Source organism: Natrinema amylolyticum (assembly GCF_020515625.1).
Lineage (GTDB): Archaea > Halobacteriota > Halobacteria > Halobacteriales > Natrialbaceae > Natrinema > Natrinema amylolyticum.
On record NZ_JAIWPJ010000001.1, the window covers coordinates 1,380,147 to 1,399,826 of the forward strand.

Here is a 19,680-nt window from a genome sequence, read left to right on the forward strand (position 1 = left end):
GCCGAATCGCGAGTGACGACGCTCGTCCCGACACGGTACCGACCGTGTCGGACACCTACCACTGGTGAACCGGCGAGTCATTTCACCGGGCTCACTGCTCGGCGGGAGGTCCGTTTACGACCGTATACGGCCGGGAATTCGATCCGGCAGACGGTCCGACGGCCGAATCCCGAGCGGCTGTAACCGATAGGTCGGTCGCTGGTCGGGATTCGAGCGTCCCCGAATGAAGGAGAGACCGAGAGCGCCGTCAGACGAGCGCCTCGAGCAGCGAGCACTTCCGACACACCTCTCGAGTCGTCGTCGACCCGCATTCGACGCACTCCTGCAGATCGGCGCCGTCGTCGCCGGCGTACTTCTCGGCGGCGATGTCCGCGAGTTCCTCGTATCCCGAGAGGATCGAGTGGCGAGTCCCGGGATGGTTCTCCTCGAGATCGTAGATAAGCTGCTGGATCTCGCCGCGGTAGGCCTCGCTGGCGTGGGGACACTCGGTGATGTGTGCTGGGAGGTCGTTGATGTGGGCGTAGAGGGCGACTTCCTTCTCGGGGACGTCCCGCAACGGCTTCGCCCGCGGGACGAACTCGTCTTGCTCCTCGCGCTCGGAGAGGGGGCCGAGGCTGGCGTCGAAGTGTTTCGCCATCTGTTCGACGTCGCCCTCGAGGATGTTCATGAGCGCGGTCTGTGCCTCGTCGTCGAGATTGTGGCCGGTCAGGAGGAGATCGGCGTCGTGTTCGTCGGCGTACTCCGAGAGGAGATCCCGGCGGAAGACGCCGCAGTAGGCGCAGGCGGCCATGTTTTCGGGGTCGTCCTCGACGACGTCGTCCATCCGGACGCCGAACTCCTCTTCGTAGCTGACGAGTTCGTGGCGGATCTCGAGGTCCTCGCAGAGCTCGACGCAGGCCTCGACCGATTTGTCGCGATAGCCCTCGATGCCCTCGTGAATCGTCAGCCCGACGAGTTCGATGCGGGGGTCCTCGGCGAACGTCTCGTGGAGGATCTGCGTGAGGACGACGCTGTCCTTGCCGCCCGAGAGGCCGATCACCCAGGTCTGGGGGTTCTCGGGCGTCACGTCGTGGGGGACGAGATCGTCCCGGCGGACCCGGCGACGCACCCGCTTCTCGACCGATTCGCGGAAGTGATCCGCACAGAGGTGTGCCCCGGAGTAGGCGGCGTGCATGACCGCCTCCTCGTCACAGCGGTTACAGTCCATTAGCGGTCCGTTGTCGGTCGCCGCCAATCACGGTTTCGTCTGGCGAAGGCGACCAGCAGCGTCTCACGACGATGTCTTACAATCGGTATGATTCGGTCAGACGCGGTCGTCGCCGCCTCGAGACGGCCGTTAGCGGCCGATCCCGATCGAGCCGGACCGTCCCCGCCGTCGTGTCATTCGAAACTACTTTCGGCGGTCCCGGAGACGCCGCGTGCATGGTGATCTACGACAGGTCGGCGTCGACGTCGGTCCGGGTGATCGACGAGTTCGACGGCGGCGTCGGCTGGCTCGCCCATCCCGACGAAGCGGGGATGCGCGCGAGTCACGCCCTGCTGGGCGACGGGGGCGACGTCTGGCTGTTCGATCCCTTAGCGGCACCCGGCATCGACGAGGAAATCGCGTCCCTGGGCGACGTGGCGGGCGTCGTCGTCTGCTCGGCCTACCACGCTCGCGACGCCGACCGGTTCGCTCGGCGGTTCGACGTTCCCGTCTTCGTTCCGCAATGGCTCGACCGAGTTTCCGAGCGGATCGACGCCCCGCTCGAGCGGTTCGACGGGGCGCTCGCGAACTCGGGATTCCGAGCGCGCGAGGCGAGCCCGGTACCGGGATGGTCCGAGGCGATCGTCTACCGGCGGTCCGACCCGACGCTGTACGTTCCGGACCTCCTCGGAACCGCGCCGCTGTATCTCACCGGTGACGAACGGCTCGCGGTCTACCTGCTCCTCCGGCCGGTCGTCCCGACCGCCGTCTTCGAGGGGATCGCCCCGGAACGGATCCTCCTCGGGCACGGAACCGGCGTTTTCACGGACGCCGCGAGCGCCCTCGCTGACGCACTCGCGACCGCACGGCGGCGATTCCCGCGCGCCCTACTTCAGGGCGGGCCGCAACTGCGTGCGCTGCTCGACGCGCTCTGAGCGGGGCGAGGATGGCAGTGGCAACGGTGCAATAGCGGTGGCGGCGGTGCGATGACGGCTGGCAGCGGTGGCGGCGGTGCGATGGTGCGCCGGATTCAGGCGGGGACCCGCTCTCGCTCCTCGACGGCGTCGGAGCCGTCCTCGAGGGCGTCGAGCAAGAGGTCGACGTACCGGTCGCGGGCGGCCGAGGAGAACAGTTCGTGGCCGCCGTTGTAGAGAACGACGTGTTCGGCGGGCACCCGCTCGCCGATCGGTCGGAGGCTGACGACGGGATCGCGCAGCGAGCAGAAGACGACCGCGTCGTGGTCGATCGTCAGGAGGTCGGCCTGCGCGCGGCGGGTCTCCCGGACGAACGCCGGCGAGACCCACGACGGCGTCGTTTCGATCTGGTGATCCGTCGTCCGTTCGCCCAGCGCCGCCGCGTCGAGGTCGCCGATCGGGAGACAGGGGAACGTCGTCGGGAGCTTCGAGACCGCGTCCAACACCGGTTCCGGGAATCCCTCGCCGTACCCCCACCACGGACTCAGGTAGACGTGATTGTCCGCGCCGTCTAAGGCCTGTGCGACGAGCGCGCCCGCGCTGTGGCCCAGTAGTTGGTACTCCTCAAGGTCGCGGACGTACTCGGCGACCGGCTCGAGCCAGTCGGCTTTGAAGTCCTCGATGTTCGTGGGGAGTTCGAACGCGTGGACCCGGTAGCCGGCCTCGGTCAACTGCCCGATGAGCCAACTGACGTTCTCGTGGGTCCAGCGGTTGCCCCAGCCCATGACGAAGACGAGTTCCTCGTCGCCGTCCTCGTTGAAGATCCGGTGTCGCATAGGTTTCCGTTCGCCGGGAACCGATAAAAAACCTGATCTCTCGACGCGGTGTTCGAGACGGTCACGCCGTCGTGGCGGTTCGGCTGCGACCGAGTCGGGCGCGAACCCGCGGAACCGCCGGCGGGCACACGACCGCCCACTGAGAAACGACTTTGCGCGTCGACGCCCAAGGGAGCGCAATGACTGGATTTGACCGCAGTGACGCGGTCGACCGCCTCGAGGGGATCGTCGATACTGTCGCGAACGAGCGGATGCCGGTGCCGGTCCGCGAGGTGTGGGCCTTCGGCGACGTCGCGCTCGGCCTCGATCCCGTCGAGCGCCTGGACGTCTACGTCACCAAGGACGTCCTGTTGCGCGACGACAGCGAGTCGACCGGCTCGAGCGCCGGGGGCGACTCGGACGAGCGGGATCCGAGCGCCCGGTTCCGCGAGTCCCACGGCATCGAGGGCGTCGGCAAGTCCGTTCGCGCGGACTGGGCGGCCGAGTTCCCCGAGTACCTCCGGGCCAACGCGAACGGCCACGCCGCGCCCGAACAGTGTCTGGCCGCGCACCTCCTCCCGGCGGACGAGCCCGTCCACCTCGAGGTCTGTAACTCGCCGTTCGAGGACAACGTTACCCAGCGTCTGCGCGGCGCGCAACTGCGCGAGGATTACACCCAGTTGCTCGACCCGCGCGGGGTCTGTCTCTGGGCCGAGGGCACCAGAAGCGACGAGGCGTTCCGGAAGCTCCGCGAGGGCGAACTGGCCCTGCCGACGCTGTCGGCCGCCCTCGAGATGCTCGGCATGGACGACGACAAGGCCGAGACGGCCGCACGGGAACTCCACGCGTGGCGCGAACGACAAGACGGCGTGACGGTTCGCGGCGACGTGGTCTGACGCCGCCGGGATCCGTCTCACGCGTTCTGTAGGTCCCGAACGATCGCGCGAACCCGCTCGAGCCGGTCTGCCACCGTGGCGCGATCGACGCGGACGACGCCGCTTCGGCGATCGTACTCGACCAGACCGGCCTCGTCCAGCTTCGGGAGGTGAACGTGGCGGAGTTCCGTCGCGACGCAGTGCTCGTCGGTGCTGTCCCCGTCGTCAGCGGCCGTTTCCGGGGCCCGCTCGACGACGTACTCGACGAGTTCCTCGTTCGTGACGACCTCCGTCTCCGTCCGCATCACGTACCGGCAGAGCGATCGGCGATGGGGATCGCTCAGTACCTCGAACGACGCGTCGATCGACTCCCCGGGCGGCGTTCCGTCCCTGTCATTCATTGTATACCAATGGACGGTTCCATCGGATAGGGGCGGCGCGGAAGTATTCACGTCCTTTATGAAGGATGGTGATTTTCCATGCAAATTCGAGCCAAAAGTAAGAAACCGTACTGCGACCTTCCGAGAGACAACCGCTAGTATGCTACTCGCTACGCTCCTGGTCGACTATCCCATCTTGCGTGACACGCTCTCGCAGGCGCCCGATATCGAACTCACGTGGGAACAATCGGATCTCACCGGAGACGGCGGCCATCAGATGCTCGTTTGGATCGACGGCGAGGGATTCGAGGCGTTCGACGCCGGCCTCGAAGCCGATCCGACCGTCACCGCGGCACCCCCCGTGGTCGAGTTCGACGGTCGTCGCCTCTATCAACTCTCGTTGACGTCCGACGGCCAGCGGATGAGCGTCTATCCGACCGTGATCGAAGAAGGCGGCGTCTTACACGAGGTGACCGCGACGCACGAGGGCTGGTACTTCCGCGTCGCCTTTCCGAGCGACGAGGCGCTCGAGCGATTTCACGCCTTCTTCGTGGAGCACGGTCTGGCGGTCGAAATTCGGGAACTGTACGACAAGAGCGAGTCGTCCGAGCCGGCGGGGTCGCGCTCGCAGTACGGGATAACGGACCGGCAGCGCGAGGCACTCGTCGCCGCCGTCGACACCGGCTATCTCGACATCCCGCGGTCCTGTTCGCTGGCCGAACTCGGCGAGCGACTGGATATCTCGCCGAACGCGACGTCGGAACGCTTCCGGCGCGGCGTCAAGCGACTCGTCGAGAACACGGTGTACCCGAGCGACCGATCGCCGTAACTCGCGGGTCACTCGTCCGGTTCGATACCGGGAACCGCGATCGCGTCCGGCGCCTCCGAGACGAGCCACGCCGGCACGACTCGAGTGAGGACGACCATTCCGGTCAGTTCGACGAGCGTCTGGGTGACGACGACCGCCGGGGCCAGCTCGTAGCCCGCGGGAAGGGCGAGCGCCAGCGGAAGGACGACCAGCGAATTTCGCGTCACGGCGGTAAAGACGAGCGCGCGGCTCTCGCCGGTATCCAATCGGAGGAGCCCGGCCACCGCTCGACCGAGCAGCGGCATGATGACGAGGAAGGCGACGTACACCGGGACGACTGCGGCGATCTGTTCGATCGAGCCCCGAACCCGGGGGAGCTGTGAGGCGATCACGACCAGCAGGGTCGCGCCCATCATCGGGACCGGGAACCACCCCATCGCGGCCTGCCACCGGCGGCCGGTTTTCGACCGCATCGCTCCCAGTTCGGTGAGCCACGCGAGCGCCAGCGGGAGGGCGATGAGCAGGAGAAACGCCTCGAGGAACGGTTCGGGCTCGACGACGGCGGCGATCCGACTTCCCATGAACAGCCAGAGGTAGACGGGCAAGAGGAGCAACTGCAGGGTCATCAGCGCCGGCGTCGCGGCAGTGATCTGCTCGGCATCTCCGCCGGCGAGGTCGGTGAACGCGATCACGTAGTCGATACAGGGCGTCAGCAACACCATGAACGCGCCGACGAGGACCACCGGCTCCCGCGGGAGAAATCGGGTGAGCCCGTAGACGACGACCGGGGCGACGAGGAAGTTCAGCCCGAGCGCGCCGGCCATGAACCGACCGTTCGTAAACGCCGCGCGAAACCGAACGAAGGGGATCTCGAGGAAGGTCACGTACAGTAACACCGCCAGAACGGGGGTGATGAGCCGCTCGAAGAGCGGCGCAGTCGCTGGTCGTCCCACCCCGATCCCGACGGCGAGCGCGACTGCGACCGCGTAGACGGCGATCTGGTGGCGTTGCAACCACTCCGTCGAGTGCATTATCGAGGGTAGGCGTGCGAATCGGAATAACGCAACGAAGTGACCGCCGATTTCGCAGCTCAGGGAACGTCGCTCCGTCGGAACCACTCCCCTGCCGCGACGAGGAGGGCGAGCGTCATCGCCGCGAGAATCCCCGCGCCGACGAGGTCGTAGCTCCCGTCGATCAACACCGCGTTCGGATCGTAGTACCGCATGGGAGCGATCGCGCCGATGACTTCGGCGTCGGTCCCGGTCAGGAGTGATTCGGACAGGAAGAGCGCGAACGTGACGCCGAGGGCGACTCGCTGTGCGATCGCCGCGCGGTCGAAGGCGACCGACGCGAGCAGGCCGATCCCGGCGCAGGCGAACAGATAGGGGATCGAGAGCAGGTGGACCGCGAGCACGTCCGCGGCGGCGAGGGGGTGGTCGATCAGTCGCGCGCCGACGTAGACGATGACCGGCGGCACGAGGTTCGCGCCGACGATCGGCACCGCCATCGCGGCGAACCGTTCGCCGACCACTCGAGACCGGGAGATCGGCATCGAGAGCAGAACGTCCATCCGACCGCGATCGACGTCGTCGGCGATCGTTCCCGCCGTGGCGTAGGCCAGATACAGACCCAGCATGATGATCCAGCCGAACGTGTAGAGTTCGAACGAGAGGAAACCGCCCAGACTCGCCATCGTCTGGACCCCCATCACCTGCAGGATCGGCTCCGGATAGGCCGCCAGCAGCTGGTCGAGGTCGACTTCGGCCTCGAAGGAGGGATAGACCCAGATGACCATCGCCGCGAGCAGGGAGAGCCCGATCGAGAGATAGAGACTGCCCCGGATCCGCCGGCGACCGTCGTACCGCGTCAGTTCAAACATCGCCATCACCCGTGTCGCCCTCGCTCTCGCCACCGGCAGCGGCCACGCGATCGCCCTGCTCGTCCCGGTCGGTCGTCGCCGAACCGCCGTAGAACCGCATGAAGACCTCCTCGAGCGGTGCTTCCTCGATCGACAGGTCGAGCAGTCGATACTCTCGGAGCGCCTCGAGCAGGGCGTTGACGTCGCCGGTGAACGTGAATGTATACTCGCTTCCCGTCCCGGCGTCCGTCGTCTCCGCCGCACCGACTGCGGTCTCGAGGTCGTGGACGCCGTCGATCTCGAGGGCCTCAGTCGGGATCGGTGCTGCCGTCCGCAGGCGAACGACTTTGCCGCTCCTGTCGAGCAGCGATTCCACCGGTTCGACGGCGACGAGTCGGCCGTTCCGGATGATACCGACGCGATCGCAGAGCCGTCGCACCTCGCTCAGGATGTGCGACGAAAAAAACACCGTCATCCCTTGCTCCCGTTCGGCCCGCAGGAACTCGTTGAATCGCTGTTGTAACAGCGGATCCAGCCCGCTCGTGGGCTCGTCTAAAATCACCAGATCGGGGTCGTGCATGAACGTCACCACCAGCCCCAGCTTCTGGACGTTCCCCCGCGAGTACTCCCGGACCTCGCGGTCCAGCGGCGGGTCGAACAGCTCGAGCAACTCGTCGCTGCGCTCGTCGCCCTTGATCGACGCGTGCAGGTCGATGATCTCCCGTCCGGTCGCGGTCTCGTCGAACGCCGGGTCGTCTGGAAGGTAGCCGAGCCGACGCTTGGCCTCGAGCAGTTGCTCCTCGTCGGTCACGTCCCGTCCGAGCAGTCGGGCCGTTCCGGCGGTCGGCGAGAGCAGTCCGAGCAGCGTCCGGATCGTCGTCGTTTTCCCCGCACCGTTCGGTCCGAGGTAGCCGAAGATCTCGCCGCGCTCGACGTCGAACGTGACGCCGTCGTTGGCGAGCACCTCGCCGTAGTCTTTCGTGAGGCTCTCGAGTTCGATCGCGGCCATACGTCCCCTTGGCGGGCTGATACCATTGCTGTGGCGGTCCACCGGCCGGTCGCGGATCGACGGACACGCTTATTCGATTTGGCGTGGTATCAATACGCACGGTTCGGCGACCGTGCCGACGGTGAATCGAACGGTGACAACGGCTCCGACACGCAACACACCGATCACGATGACAGCCACGACCGACTGGGCGGACCGATACCTCGAGCGAAAACTGAACGCACCGGTCCACGACGACGACGCGGCCGCGCTCGGCTTCGAACCCGAGGCCAGCGAGTACATGGACGATCTGTCGACGTTCGACCTCGCGGACCTGTCTCGCGACCGCCGCATCGAGTCCCTCGAGGCGACCGTCCGCGCGCTCGTCGACGCGATGGAGAGCGAAGACGGCGTCGCCGACCGCCGCTGTGGAATCCGCCGCGCCGTCGCCTACAGCGACGACGAACCGATCGTCGGCCTGATCGACGGCCTCGGCGAAGTGATTAGCCTCGACCGGGAGACGGCCGCACTCGTCGCGTTCGCATACCACCTCGAGCCGGACTCGCGGGCGGAAACCGGCGACTGAAGAGAACAGAGAACAGAGGCGGGAGTGGGGAGAGGAGGGGCCCGGCAACGGTCCACCCCCTCCCCCTCGAGCGGCGGGCTACGACTTCGGAACGCGGCCGACGGTGACGTAAAACGGCACTCGCTCGGTCCGCCGGTAGTCGCGGTCGCGCATCTGCTCGATCACGTCCCGCCCCATCTCGCGCCACGACCCGCGGAGGTCGTCGTACTCGCCTTCGGTCAGCGCGCCGGCGAGCAACGTCGCCCGATCGTCGGCCAGTCCGTCACCGGTCGCCTTGCGGCGGGCGGCCGTCAGCGCGCCGTCGCTGTACGGCGGCTCGACCGTCCGAACGTGGTCGTATCGGCGGGTTTCGAGCACCTCGAGTCCCGCCGCGTCGAACGCCTCGCGGGCGTCGTCCCCGAGCGCGACGTCCGTATTCACGCCGTCGAGATAGGCTCGCCGCGCGCGGCGCTCGAGGGCCCCCTCCGCGTCGACGCTCGAGTCGATCTCGACCGCGGCGTTGTCGGGCTCGACGGCCGCGACGAGGTCCGTCGAGACGCGCGCGAACTCGGTCAGCGCGGCCGCGGGCTCGGGCAGGTTGATCAGTAACGCCTGACAGACGACGAGATCGACGGTATCGTCGGGGAAGGGAAGCTGAAAGGCGTCGCCGGCGACGACCGGGACGTGCTCGCCCGCGGCCGCGAGCAGGTCCGGATCGGCGTCGCAGCCGATCACCTCGCCCGGCGACTCCGCTGCGAGGACGCGACTCAGCTCGCCGGTTCCACAGCCTACGTCCAGAATCCGGTCGCGAGACTCGAGGGCGAGCGGCTCGAGCGCGTCGCGGGAATCGCCCCACATCCCCTCGCGGGTCCGGCTAAGGTAGGATTCGGAGAACTCGCGCACGGCCGGTAGTACTGGCGTCTCGAGTAAAAACGGGTCGGTTTCTCGAACGCTCGAGGCGGGGCGGAGTTACCACCCTTTCCGGCGAACCCGTCCATTCGTTGTATTCTCGTCGCGTCGACGAGGCGGATCCGCTTCGCTCTTCTATCGCAAGCGATCGCCGAGGACCGTGCTCGGAGCGACGGGTCGCCGGTCACGATACCGGACGTCGCGTGCGCTCGCCGAGCGCGGCTCGCGTCCTTACAGTTGTACCGGCTCCGCCTGTCGGAGCTCTTTGACCTTCTCGATGTTCCACGCGAAGCCGCGGCCGTCCTCCGTCGGCGTCTCGAGCGCGAACGGAAGGTCCCGCAGACCGGGGTGGTTCACGATCGCTTTCATGCCGTCCTCGCCGATGTAGCCCTCGCCGATGTGGGCGTGTTCGTCCTTGTGAGTGCCCACGTCGTGTTTCGAGTCGTTGAGGTGGATGTACTCGAGGTACTCCAGTCCGACCTCGTCGTCGAAGCGGCCGACGGTCTCGTCGACCGCCTCGGGCGTCGTGAGATCGTTGCCCGCGACGAGCGTGTGAGCGGTATCGATGCAGATCCCGATGTCCGTCTCGGTGCGGTCGATGATCCCCGCGAGGTGCTCGAACTCGCCGCCGAGTTTCGTGCCGCTGCCCGCGTCGGACTCGATGAGAATCGTCACGTCCTCGGGCACCTCGAGTTCGTCGATCAGGCTCGCCGCGTTGTCGAGACCACCCTCGACGCCCGCGCCGGTGTGAGCCCCGAGGTGGACGTTTACGTACGGAATCCCGAGTCGCGCGGCGGCGTCGAGCTCCGCCTGCATGCTCTCCTTGGACTTCCGTCGGAGGTCGTCCTTGGGTGTACAGAGATTGACGAGATAGGCCGAGTGGATGACCCACGGCCCCTCGAGTCGCTCGTCGCTCTCCTCGCGAAAGCCCTCGGCGGCCTCGTCGCTGATCTCGGGTTGGGCCCAGACCTGCGGCGAGGTCGTGAATATCTGCCCGCAGTTGCCGCCGAAGGCGGTCTGGCGGTGGACCGCGTTGCGCAGATCGTCGTACGGCGGTGTTTCCTCGTCGGACGAGACGCGCGAACCGGAGATTGAAACGTGTGCGCCGACCTTCATCGTCATTGAATTCTCGTCAGTACCGGGCCGTGATAGGTATAACGGAGCGACTCGAATGTGGACGGCAGCTCCATATCTGGCCGATAGACGTGCGGTGGCGCGTGCTGTGCTACGGTTCGCCACTGGCGAACCGTCGCTCGAAGCCGCGCGAGGGATGAGCGAACGTAGTGAGCGAATCGGCTGGGGAGGACGTGGCGTTCCTAGTTGCCAGAAGCAGGTGTAGCCGTTTCCTCCACTATGAGTCAACCTGCCGGTTCAAAATCGATTACCAGTTCTTATACTGGAACCTAGGGATTCCCACACCCACCCCAGCCGATTCGCTCGGTCACGCTTCCCTCGCTCATCCCTCGCGCGGTGTTCTCCTGCGATTCACTGGTCGTTCATCGCAGGACAGCACGCGCCACCACGACAGTCACTCGAGTCACGCGACGAGCGATCGATCACTGATTGTCACCGTTCACCCGCCTCGAGCGCCTCCCGATCCCGAACCCACGCGTCGCTGCCGAATTTCCGCTCGGCGAGGTCCCGCGCGGCCTCGAGTTCGCCGTCCCGCCACGTCGATTCCTCGGCGTCACACCAGTCCCGCAGCGACTCGGCGATCGTCCCGACCGCTTCGTCCCGGTCGATCCCCGCCTCGTCGCGGATGCTCGTCACGCGATCAGTGAAGGTCGACTTCTCGAGATCGGTGTCGAAGACGCCGACGTGTTTCCGGGGCTCGAGAGCGTAGCTGATCGAGCCGTGCTGGATGACGACGTCGCGCTGGCGGTACTGAGCGTTGCCGCTGATCTTTTTCGCCTCGCTGCCCGCGTCCGCCGGCGCGACGATGTCGTGGGCCGGGTTGATGTCCCGCAGATAGCACGAGGGCTGGTAGATGGCGTCCTGCTCGGCCGATGCGAAGGCGGCGTCGACGCCCATTCGATCGAACGCCTCGAGGATCGGCTCGCAGAACAGTTCGTAACAGTCCATCAGGTTCCCCGGGACCTCGTCGGCGGGAGCGACGATCGTATACGAGATGTCGGCATAGCGGTCGTGATAGATCCCGCCGCCGCCGGTCTGCCGTCGCGTCACGTCGATCCCCTCCCGCTCGCAGAACTCCCAGTCGACCGTGTCGGCGTCCTGTCGATACCCCAGCGAGAGCGTGCTCGGCTCCCACGAGTACGTGCGGACGGTTCGAACGTCGTCCTCGAGCGCCGTTCGCGCGGCTATTTCCTCGATGGCCATCTGCGTTGCCCCGTCGCGGGGCTCGTCCCGGATCAGTCGCCAGTCCCGATCGGCCAGTGTCGTCATGTGCGAAGCCATGCGGACGAGGTGGAAAGTGATTCCGACGGACTCCCGATTCCGTATATCATTGGAGAGTTTATAACGGGCGAAACTGAACTCGAGAGACTCGAAGCGACGTCGGACCGCGAGCAGCGGCCGCGATCCGAGAGTGATCGCACCCGGCGCTACCGGTGGCCGGGCGTCACGCCGTTTTTACGTATACGCCGGCTACCCACGCCTATGGTGCGAAACGTCGCCGGGTTGCTCCCGGAACTCGACGAGGAAGACTTCTATCTCCTCTCGGGGGTCGAACAGGGGATGCGGTTCTCCGAGTGGGTCCAGCGCGAGAAGCTCCCGAAGTTCGCCAATATGACCGAAGAGGAGGTCGACTACCGGCTCGAGCGCTGTCTCAAGCGCGGGTTAGTCGAGAAGAAGACGATCCAGTACGAGGGCTATACCCTCCAGTTCGAGGGCTACGACGTCCTGGCCTTGCGAGCGCTCGTCGAGCAGGACACGATCTCGGAGTTCGGCTCGCCGCTGGGCGTCGGGAAGGAGAGCGACGTCTACGAGGTCAAGTCCTACAAGCCCCTCGCGCTGAAGTACCACCGCGAGGGGTATACGAACTTCCGAGAGGTCCACAAGGAACGCGACTACACCTCGGAGAACGACCACGTCTCCTGGATGTACACCGCCCGGAAGGCCGCCGAGCGCGAACACGACATCCTCGAGGAACTCTACCCCGACGTCGCGGTCCCCCAGCCGATCGGCCAGAACCGCCACGCCATCGTCATGGAGAAGATGGACGGCGTCGAGCTCTCGCAGACTCGACTCGAGGACGAGCAGGTGTTGGGCGTCCTCGAGCTGTTGCTCAGCGAAATCGCTCGCGCGTACGCGAACGGGTACGTCCACGCGGACATGAGCGAGTACAACGTCTTCGTCAACGAGGCGGGCGTGAAAGTATTCGACTGGCCCCAGGCCGTCCCGACCGATCACGAAAATGCCGGCGAGTTCCTCCGGCGCGACCTGACGAACATCGTGGGCTACTTCCGCCGCAAGTACCCCCAGCACGTCCCCGACGACCTCGCGAGCGACGACATCGCCGACTCGATCGAGAGCGAGTCGTTCGAGACGATCACCGAGTTCGTCGCTTGAAAGTCTGATCGAGGGCGTACAGCAGTCGACTCCTCACGGACGTCCGACCGCGGTCGCCGTCGACCGCGTTCCGTTTCGTTTCTCGAAGGTGTTCCGAGCGACCAGTGCTACTGAACCTCACGAAGGGGTGCGCTCGCGGACGTCTGACTCCTGCCTCGTCTTTGGCCGTGATCTCTGAGAGACCACGTATCGAGCGACTCGAGCACCGACGGGACGGAGGGACGTCGTCGGTCTCCATGCCTGGACTCGAGAATACTGCCCCTACTTCCGGTCAATAAACCATATTCCACTATATGAAATCGGAGATTGTGCGGTCGACTGCTCTCACTTCAGGGTGAGTACACCTGATGACGTCGAAGTCTTTCCCTTGGTCCCCGTTGACCGTCAGGAACACCGTGCCGTCGATGAGGGCGATACCACAGGGGACGCGCTCGTCGATACGATAGTAAACGGGGGAGTCAGCGATCGATTCGATCGTTTGCCATCTGTTCAGGAGATTCGCGTCAGTGAGCATCGTCTCGGCTACGTCCAAGTCGAAGACGACGGCGCCGTCGGGTTCATCACCGACCCGCAAAGCCTCTTCGAACGTGTGCAAGGAGAGGGAAAGAAACGTTCCGAGAAGCGCCTTCCGCGACGACGCGTTCCGAACGGCGTTCGCGACGGCGGCGGACATCGGGTCGGCCTCGTCGCCGGCCACCAGTTCGCCGTCGGCGAGATATCGGAGATCGAAGTCGAACCACGCCGTCGGAAGCGCGTCGATCACGTCGGGATATCGCTGCTCGACGGCAATCGTCTCGAGCAACCGATCGAAGTGGACGGACACCTCTCTGCCCGCGTTCGTGATCGCGTACTCGCCATCGGCGTGGTCCCGTTCGATCCACCCCCGATCCGTCAGATCGCTGAGCGTCCGACTGAGCGTTACTCGCGTCACATCGGTCCCCGCCGTCAACTCTTCACGCGTGCGCGCTCCGTCCGCGAGTAACTCGAGGACGCGGACCCTGTGTTTCGACCGCGCGAGAAACGCTGCCTCCTCGATGGCTTCGCTCGTCGATTCACTACAGCCCCGTGTCGTCGCTTCCGGAATTCGGTTCTCGCTCATCGTCTCCCCCGTTATCGACCCCGCCTTTAGGCCGAGCTAAAGACTGTCGTTCTCCGCTGGGGACTGTCGCGTCGACCGACGGATGGTGGACTTAATCTGACTCGCGTTCGTAGCCCCATATATGAGTGGTAATGACACGCACAGTCTCGACGGTGTCGGTATCTGGGGCGGCGGCGTCACCAGCGGACTGGTCGCCGGGATCGCCATGGGACTGGTCCTCCACTTGGGCGGCAGCCAGATCGAGTTGTTAGGCGGGCTCGCAACGGATCCCGGCACGGCGGTCGGCGTCGGCTGGACGATTCATCTCATGCTGAGCGTCGGGTTCGGGCTCCTGTTCGCCGCCATCGCCTCGAGGCGGGCAGTCCAGCAGTTGATCGACGACTTCAGCGATTACGTCATCGTGGGGCTCGTCTTCGGTGCGGTCCTCGGACTCTTCGCCGGCGGCGTCCTGTTCCCGCTGGCGATGGAGCGAGCCGGCGTGGCGACGTTGCCGCTCCCGTTCCTCCCGATTTCGGGGCCCACGGCGGAGCTGTTCAGCGCGCTCGTGTTCGGGTTCGGTCACCTCGTCTACGGACTAGTGCTGGGGTCCGTCTTCGCGACGATCAACGGGGTCACGCCGCGCGGCGTGCGCGATTTCGTCGCGATCCGATGACCCGTGATCGCGGCGGTCGATCGGCCGCTGCGTGACTCGCTGTCACGGCCGTTCGAGGAGTTCGAAGCCCTTATACTCGAGAGTTGGGAAGTGTGAGTAGACTCGCTGGTTCGCGGGCATCAGTGGGCACCTGTACGACGGCCGGTCACAGGTCGGGATGTGATCCGCGGGGCTCGGCCCCGGTCGGGATTGAACCAGCAAACGCCCGCGGGTGAATACAAATGGCAGAAAGCTTCTATTCCCACATCAAGGACGCATGGAAAGACCCCGACGACGGCAAGCTCGGGGAGCTGCAGTGGCAGCGCAAACAGGAATGGCGCGACCAGGGTGCGATCGAGCGAATCGATCGCCCGACGCGTCTCGACAAGGCACGCGAACTCGGCTACAAGGCCAAGCAGGGCATCATCGTGGCCCGGGTCTCGGTCCGGAAAGGGACCGCCCGGAAGCAGCGACACAAGGCCGGTCGGCGCTCGAAGCGCCAGGGTGTCAACCGCATCGGGCGGCGCAAGAACATCCAGCGTATCGGCGAAGAGCGCGTCTCCCGGAAGTACCCCAACATGCGGGTGCTCAACAGTTACTGGGTCGGTGAAGACGGCTCGCAGAAGTGGTTCGAGATGATCCTCGTCGATCCGAACCACCCCGCGATCGAGAACGACGACGATCTCAGCTGGATCTGCGACGACGACCACACGAACCGCGCGTTCCGCGGCCTCACCAACGCCGGCAAGTCCAACCGCGGTCTCAACAACCGCGGCAAGGGCGCGGAGAAGGTTCGTCCGTCCAACAACGGCGACCAGGGCCGCGCGAAGTAACACGCAGTCACCGCAGCCGATTTCACGCCGATTTTTCCGCGACGCGACTCGAGAGCACCGGCGCCACCGATCGCTGATACCGAACGACCGCGAGGCGTGCCATCGCCGAGACGGGCACTAAGTGTTCGACTGTGGTACCGTCCGTATGCCACGCTCGCAGGTCGCCACGTTCTCGATCGATCGCGTCGAGATACTCGACGAGGACGGCCGTGTCGACGAGTCGCTCGAGCCCGACGTCGATGACGACCGACTCCTCGAGTGGTATCGGACGATGAAACGGTCGCGACGACTCGACCGGCGGGTGATCGCCCTCCAGCGACGGGGCGAACTGGGGACGTTCGCGCCCGCGACGGGACAGGAGGCCGCTCAGGTCGGGAGTACCGCGGCCCTGAACGAGACCGACTGGACGGTGCCCGCGTTCCGTGAGCACCCCTCGGCGCTGGCCCGCGGGGGCTCCGCGCAGGCGATCATCGAGTACGCGATGGGGCTCGAGGAGGGCGGGGAGCCGCCCGAGGACGTGCCGATGATGCCGCCGTCGATCGCCGTGGGAACCCAACCGCTGCACGCGGCGGGGATCGGCTGGGCGGCGTCGATGAACGACGCCGATTCGGTCGCGCTCACCTACTTCGGAGACGGCGCCACGAGCGAGGGCGAGGTTTACGAGGCGATGAACCTGGCCGGCGTCTACGAGGCCCAGACGATCTTCTTCTGCCAGAACAACCAGTACGCGATCTCGACGCCGCTGTCGAAACAGACGCGAGCGGCGTCGCTCGCTCAGAAGGCCGTCGCCGCGGGCATCGAGCCGATTCAGGTCGACGGCAACGATATTCTGGGCGTCTACGCGGTGACGAAGGCGGCCAGAGAGCGCGCCCGCCGCGGCGTCCCGACGCTGATCGAGGCGACGACCTACCGGCGGGAGATGCATACGACGGCGGACGATCCGTCCGTCTACCGCACTACCGAGGAAGAGGAGTCGTGGGAGCCGCTCGACCCCATCCTGCGGTTCGAGCGCTACCTCCGCGATCGGGGGCTCCTCGACGACGAGACGGTCGACTCGATCGAGTCCGAGATCGAAGCCGATCTCGAGGAATCGCTCGAGGCGGCCCGGGAGACGGAGGCGAACGCCGACCCGGTCGACATGTTCGACAACGCGTACGCGGAGCGGCCGCCCTACCTCGAACGCCAGCGCGAAGCCTTCGTCGCGGACGATGGGTATACGGTCGCACCCACCGGGAGTCAGCGCAGTGATGGCGGATCGTCGGCGGCGGACGCGAGTTCCGGTGACGACGGCGGTGCCGACGGGACCACCGAGAGAACCGACGCGGACCTCGCGGACGCCGAGCGGCTGAACATGGTCGAGGCGATCCGCGGGACGCTCCGCGCCGAACTCGAGCGGGACGACGACGTGCTCGTCTACGGCCAGGACGTCGGCGTCGACGGCGGCGTCTTCCGCGCGACGCAGGGACTGCTCGACGCCTTCCCCGGCCGAGTTCACGACGCGCCGGTGGCCGAGGCGGGCATCGTCGGCCTCGGCGTCGGCCTCGCGGCGGCGGGCTACCGACCGGTCGCCGAGATCCAGTTCGCCGGGTTCACGTTTCAGGCCTTTTCGCAGATCCACCAGCATCTCTCGCGGATTCGGAGCCGCTCGCGCGGGCGGCTCACCTGTCCGATGGTGGTTCGCGCACCCTACGGCCTCGGCGTGTCGGCACTCGAGCACCACTCCGAGAGCTACGAGGCGGGCTACGCCCACGTTCCCGGGCTGAAAGTCGTGATTCCCTCGACGGCCAGGGACGCGGCCGGACTGCTGCGGTCTGCGATCCGCAGTCCCGATCCGGTCCTCTTCTTCGAACCCATGCCCCTGTACCGCGCGGCCAGGCGGTCGGTCCCCGACGAGACCGTGGTCCCGCTGGGCGAGGCACGGACGGTCGAGGAGGGAACCGACGCCACCGTCGTAGCGTGGGGGGCGATGGTCCCGGAAGTCGAGGACGCCGTCGCCGATCTCGCGGCCGACGTCGAGGTGATCGACCTGCGGACGATCAGCCCGATGGACACCGAGACCGTCCTCGAGTCGGTCCGGAAGACCGGTCGCTGCGTCATCGTTCACGAGGCCCCGCGGACGGGCGGGTTCGCCGGTGAGATCGCCGCCCGGATTTCCGACGAGGCCGTCTGGTACCTCGAGGCACCGATCGAGCGGGTGACGGGCTACGACGTCCCCGTCCCGCTCCCGGCCCGCGAGGACTCCTATCGGCCCGACCCGGACCGGATCCGAGCGTCGATCGAACGAGTGCTCGCCGCGTAAGGCCCGGTCCGCGGGGCTCAGAGGTGGACTTATTCCGGGGGCCGACGTACTGCCAGGCATGGCAAAACACGTTCTCGTGGCGGTCGACGATTCGACGCAGTCGACTGAAGCGCTCGAGTTCGCCTGTACGGAGTATCCGGAGGCGACGATCACCGCGCTCTACGTCCTCGATCCGGGCGACTTCTACGCGGTCAGCGGCGTCGAGGGGACCGCGATGGCGAATTACGACGAGATACAGGGCCACCACGAGGAGCGAGCCGAGGGAATCCTCGAGACGGCACGCGAGCAGGCGGCCGAGCACGGCGTCGAGATCGAAACGGAGCACGTCGTCGGCAGCGTCTCGCGGTCGATCGTCGACTACGCAGCCGAACACGGCGTCGATCACATCGTCGTCGGGAGTCACGGTCGGACGGGTGCGAGTCGAATTCTCCTGGGGAGCGTCGCGGAAACGGTCGCCCGCCGGTCGCCGGTGCCCGTGACGATCGTTCGATAGTCGGCTCGCTACCGGTGAGCGATCGCGGACCGGACGCGGCGCGATGAACGCGGCGACCGCTGTCCGTCTCGAGTCGGCTCGGGAAAAGACGTGACGCGTCGGTCAGATCAGGCCGAGACGGTCTGGCCTTCCCGCTCGCTTTCGGTCGAGCGCATGTCCAGATCGGCCATCAGGGCGTCGATGGCCTCCTCGGGATCGGTCTCGGAGTCGAAGACCCGATCGAATCCCATCTCGCGGAAGAACGTTCGTGTCTCCTCGAAGTCGTCCTGCCCGACGGCGAGGTTGCCACCGATGTAGGTCGTGACGTCAAGGCCGGACTCGGCGATTCGCCGGTGGAAGCCCTCACAGTCCTGCTTGGCGTGTCCGTAGAGCGAGGAGACGAGTACAGCCTCGGCGTCGTTGGCGGATGCGGCTTCGACGAACTCGTCCTGAGAGCTCTGGACTCCCAGGTTGACGACGTCGAATCCGGCTGCCTCCAGCGCCTGTTCCAGGATGGTGATCCCGACGACGTGAGCGTCGGATCCGATCACGCCGAGGATGACTGTCTTCGTCATGTGCGTACCACCACAAACTGGGGGGACCACCATAAACCTAATGATTAATAATGTGGCAATGGTTCGCACGGTCGCCGTCCCGCGATTACTCGACGTTTTTCGGTGGACGAGATCGCCGGTAAACCGTTCGTCTATCCGCGAGGGAAATCGTTGTCCGATCGTCACGGTACCGTGCGGAATGCGAGTCGGTCGTCAAACGGTCGTCAGCGCGCCGACCGACGCGTCGGTGCGCTCGCGGGCGCGCCGGATGCCGTCCTCGCCGGCCGCGATGAGCGCGAAGACGCCGGCGACATCGGCCTCGGCCGTGTTGGTGATGTCCAACAGGAGTTCCTGGGTCTCGCCCGACCGGATGAGATCGTCGACGACGAGCACCGACTCCCCTGGGGCGATGGCCGAGGCGGGCAGGTAGTAGGTGAGTTCGATGCCGGACTGCAGGCGCTGGCGAGCCTCGATGAACTCCTCGACGGCGGTCTCCTTGCTCTTCTTCGCGTAGGCACAGCGAACGCCGTAGTAGCTGGCGAGCGCGGCCGCGAGCGTGATCCCGTCGGTCGCGGCGGTGAGGACGACGTCCGGGCGATCGAAGTCGAACCCGTTGGCCACGACCGGCGCGGCCAGATCAAGGAACGGCTGGTCGAAGACGGTCGCGGAGTTGTCGACGTACCCCTCGTCGTCGACGCGGATGCGGGCGTCGAGTTCCTCGGCGAGCGCCTCGCGGCCGAGGTCCTCGACGACCTCACGTGCGCGGTCAGTGCCGGGGAGAACGTGCCCGTTGACGTATCGGTTGAGATCGCCCGCCGGGAGCCCCGTCGTCTCAGCGAGGTCGTCGTAGGTCCGCGTCTCCTTCAACATCCGCAACACGTCGACGGCCCGCAACTGGAGGGCCGCCTTCTCGGCTCTGTTCATACAGATATGCACGATTCCGCAACTATGGGTATTACGATCGGA

The 19,680-nt window shown here is 66.2% G+C and carries 21 protein-coding genes; 9 read left to right on the plus strand and 12 right to left on the minus strand.

The window, feature by feature from the left end:
* Positions 1-247 precede the first annotated feature (247 nt).
* On the minus strand, positions 248-1,207 hold the full coding sequence (ncsA, locus tag LDH66_RS06835; RefSeq protein ID WP_226480307.1) for a tRNA 2-thiolation protein NcsA: 960 nt from the start codon (positions 1,205-1,207) through the stop codon (positions 248-250).
* Positions 1,208-1,422: 215 nt separating this feature from the next.
* Between ncsA and LDH66_RS06840 the strand changes: the two genes are divergently transcribed.
* Positions 1,423-2,121 carry a hypothetical protein gene (locus LDH66_RS06840; RefSeq protein WP_226480308.1) on the plus strand — a complete coding sequence of 233 codons (699 nt, stop codon included), beginning with the start codon at positions 1,423-1,425 and terminating at the stop codon, positions 2,119-2,121.
* 95 nt (positions 2,122-2,216) lie between these two features.
* Here LDH66_RS06840 and LDH66_RS06845 read toward each other — a convergent pair whose 3' ends face one another.
* Positions 2,217-2,936, minus strand: coding sequence for an alpha/beta fold hydrolase (locus LDH66_RS06845; protein WP_226480309.1), 720 nt, complete (start codon positions 2,934-2,936; stop codon positions 2,217-2,219).
* A gap of 179 nt (positions 2,937-3,115) precedes the next feature.
* Here LDH66_RS06845 and LDH66_RS06850 point away from each other — a divergent pair, with 179 nt between their 5' ends.
* Entirely contained in the window at positions 3,116-3,811 is a 696-nt protein-coding gene (locus LDH66_RS06850; RefSeq protein WP_226480310.1) for a DUF7095 family protein, read from the plus strand.
* A gap of 17 nt (positions 3,812-3,828) precedes the next feature.
* On the opposite strand, the gene LDH66_RS06855 is transcribed toward LDH66_RS06850, so the two are convergent.
* Positions 3,829-4,191 carry a DUF7344 domain-containing protein gene (locus tag LDH66_RS06855; RefSeq protein ID WP_226480311.1) on the minus strand — a complete coding sequence of 121 codons (363 nt, stop codon included), beginning with the start codon at positions 4,189-4,191 and terminating at the stop codon, positions 3,829-3,831.
* 139 nt (positions 4,192-4,330) lie between these two features.
* On the opposite strand from LDH66_RS06855, the gene LDH66_RS06860 reads away from it, so the two are divergent.
* Positions 4,331-4,999, plus strand: a complete 669-nt coding sequence (locus LDH66_RS06860) for a helix-turn-helix domain-containing protein (RefSeq protein WP_226480312.1) — start codon at positions 4,331-4,333, stop codon at positions 4,997-4,999.
* Between the two features lie 8 nt (positions 5,000-5,007).
* Here LDH66_RS06860 and LDH66_RS06865 read toward each other — a convergent pair whose 3' ends face one another.
* Genes LDH66_RS06865 through LDH66_RS06875 form a run of 3 tightly spaced genes read right to left on the minus strand, consistent with a single transcriptional unit; the run spans position 5,008 to position 7,845 of the window.
* Positions 5,008-6,009, minus strand: a complete 1,002-nt coding sequence (locus LDH66_RS06865; RefSeq protein ID WP_226480313.1) for an arsenic resistance protein — start codon at positions 6,007-6,009, stop codon at positions 5,008-5,010.
* Positions 6,010-6,068: 59 nt separating this feature from the next.
* Positions 6,069-6,857: an ABC transporter permease gene (locus tag LDH66_RS06870; RefSeq protein ID WP_226480951.1), complete on the minus strand. Its 789-nt coding sequence runs from the start codon at positions 6,855-6,857 to the stop codon at positions 6,069-6,071.
* On the minus strand, positions 6,850-7,845 hold the full coding sequence (locus LDH66_RS06875; RefSeq protein ID WP_226480314.1) for an ABC transporter ATP-binding protein: 996 nt from the start codon (positions 7,843-7,845) through the stop codon (positions 6,850-6,852). Before LDH66_RS06875 ends, LDH66_RS06870 begins: the two co-directional genes overlap by 8 nt.
* A 169-nt stretch (positions 7,846-8,014) precedes the next feature.
* Between LDH66_RS06875 and LDH66_RS06880 the strand changes: the two genes are divergently transcribed.
* Entirely contained in the window at positions 8,015-8,410 is a 396-nt protein-coding gene (locus LDH66_RS06880; RefSeq protein ID WP_226480315.1) for a hypothetical protein, read from the plus strand.
* 78 nt (positions 8,411-8,488) lie between these two features.
* Here LDH66_RS06880 and LDH66_RS06885 read toward each other — a convergent pair whose 3' ends face one another.
* From LDH66_RS06885 to LDH66_RS06895, 3 genes are all read right to left on the minus strand, one after another.
* On the minus strand, positions 8,489-9,292 hold the full coding sequence (locus LDH66_RS06885; RefSeq protein ID WP_226480316.1) for a class I SAM-dependent methyltransferase: 804 nt from the start codon (positions 9,290-9,292) through the stop codon (positions 8,489-8,491).
* 237 nt (positions 9,293-9,529) lie between these two features.
* Entirely contained in the window at positions 9,530-10,414 is an 885-nt protein-coding gene (locus tag LDH66_RS06890) for a deoxyribonuclease IV (protein WP_226480952.1), read from the minus strand.
* A 450-nt stretch (positions 10,415-10,864) separates the two neighbouring features.
* Positions 10,865-11,701 (minus strand): lipoate--protein ligase family protein, encoded by an 837-nt coding sequence (locus tag LDH66_RS06895; RefSeq protein ID WP_226480317.1) that lies wholly within the window; start codon positions 11,699-11,701, stop codon positions 10,865-10,867.
* 213 nt (positions 11,702-11,914) lie between these two features.
* Between LDH66_RS06895 and LDH66_RS06900 the strand changes: the two genes are divergently transcribed.
* A complete protein-coding gene (locus LDH66_RS06900) occupies positions 11,915-12,826 on the plus strand; it encodes a serine/threonine-protein kinase RIO2 (RefSeq protein ID WP_226480318.1) in 912 nt (303 codons plus the stop codon).
* A 289-nt stretch (positions 12,827-13,115) separates the two neighbouring features.
* Here LDH66_RS06900 and LDH66_RS06905 read toward each other — a convergent pair whose 3' ends face one another.
* Positions 13,116-13,925, minus strand: coding sequence for a helix-turn-helix transcriptional regulator (locus LDH66_RS06905; RefSeq protein WP_226480319.1), 810 nt, complete (start codon positions 13,923-13,925; stop codon positions 13,116-13,118).
* Between the two features lie 121 nt (positions 13,926-14,046).
* Between LDH66_RS06905 and LDH66_RS06910 the strand changes: the two genes are divergently transcribed.
* The 4 genes from LDH66_RS06910 (at position 14,047) to LDH66_RS06930 (ending at position 18,181) form a co-directional block, all read left to right on the plus strand.
* Complete coding sequence (locus LDH66_RS06910; protein WP_226480320.1) at positions 14,047-14,577, plus strand: hypothetical protein; 531 nt, start codon at positions 14,047-14,049, stop codon at positions 14,575-14,577.
* Between the two features lie 221 nt (positions 14,578-14,798).
* Positions 14,799-15,389, plus strand: a complete 591-nt coding sequence (locus LDH66_RS06915; RefSeq protein ID WP_226480321.1) for a 50S ribosomal protein L15e — start codon at positions 14,799-14,801, stop codon at positions 15,387-15,389.
* Positions 15,390-15,534: 145 nt separating this feature from the next.
* A complete protein-coding gene (gene pdhA, locus LDH66_RS23260; protein ID WP_425492894.1) occupies positions 15,535-17,688 on the plus strand; it encodes a pyruvate dehydrogenase (acetyl-transferring) E1 component subunit alpha in 2,154 nt (717 codons plus the stop codon).
* A 58-nt stretch (positions 17,689-17,746) separates the two neighbouring features.
* Complete coding sequence (locus tag LDH66_RS06930; protein WP_226480322.1) at positions 17,747-18,181, plus strand: universal stress protein; 435 nt, start codon at positions 17,747-17,749, stop codon at positions 18,179-18,181.
* Positions 18,182-18,288: 107 nt separating this feature from the next.
* Here LDH66_RS06930 and glmS read toward each other — a convergent pair whose 3' ends face one another.
* Together glmS and LDH66_RS06940 are read right to left on the minus strand one after the other, a co-directional pair.
* Positions 18,289-18,735 (minus strand): methylaspartate mutase subunit S, encoded by a 447-nt coding sequence (glmS, locus tag LDH66_RS06935; RefSeq protein ID WP_226480323.1) that lies wholly within the window; start codon positions 18,733-18,735, stop codon positions 18,289-18,291.
* Positions 18,736-18,927: 192 nt separating this feature from the next.
* Positions 18,928-19,638, minus strand: coding sequence for a phosphoribosyltransferase family protein (locus tag LDH66_RS06940; protein ID WP_226480324.1), 711 nt, complete (start codon positions 19,636-19,638; stop codon positions 18,928-18,930).
* Positions 19,639-19,680 lie beyond the last annotated feature (42 nt).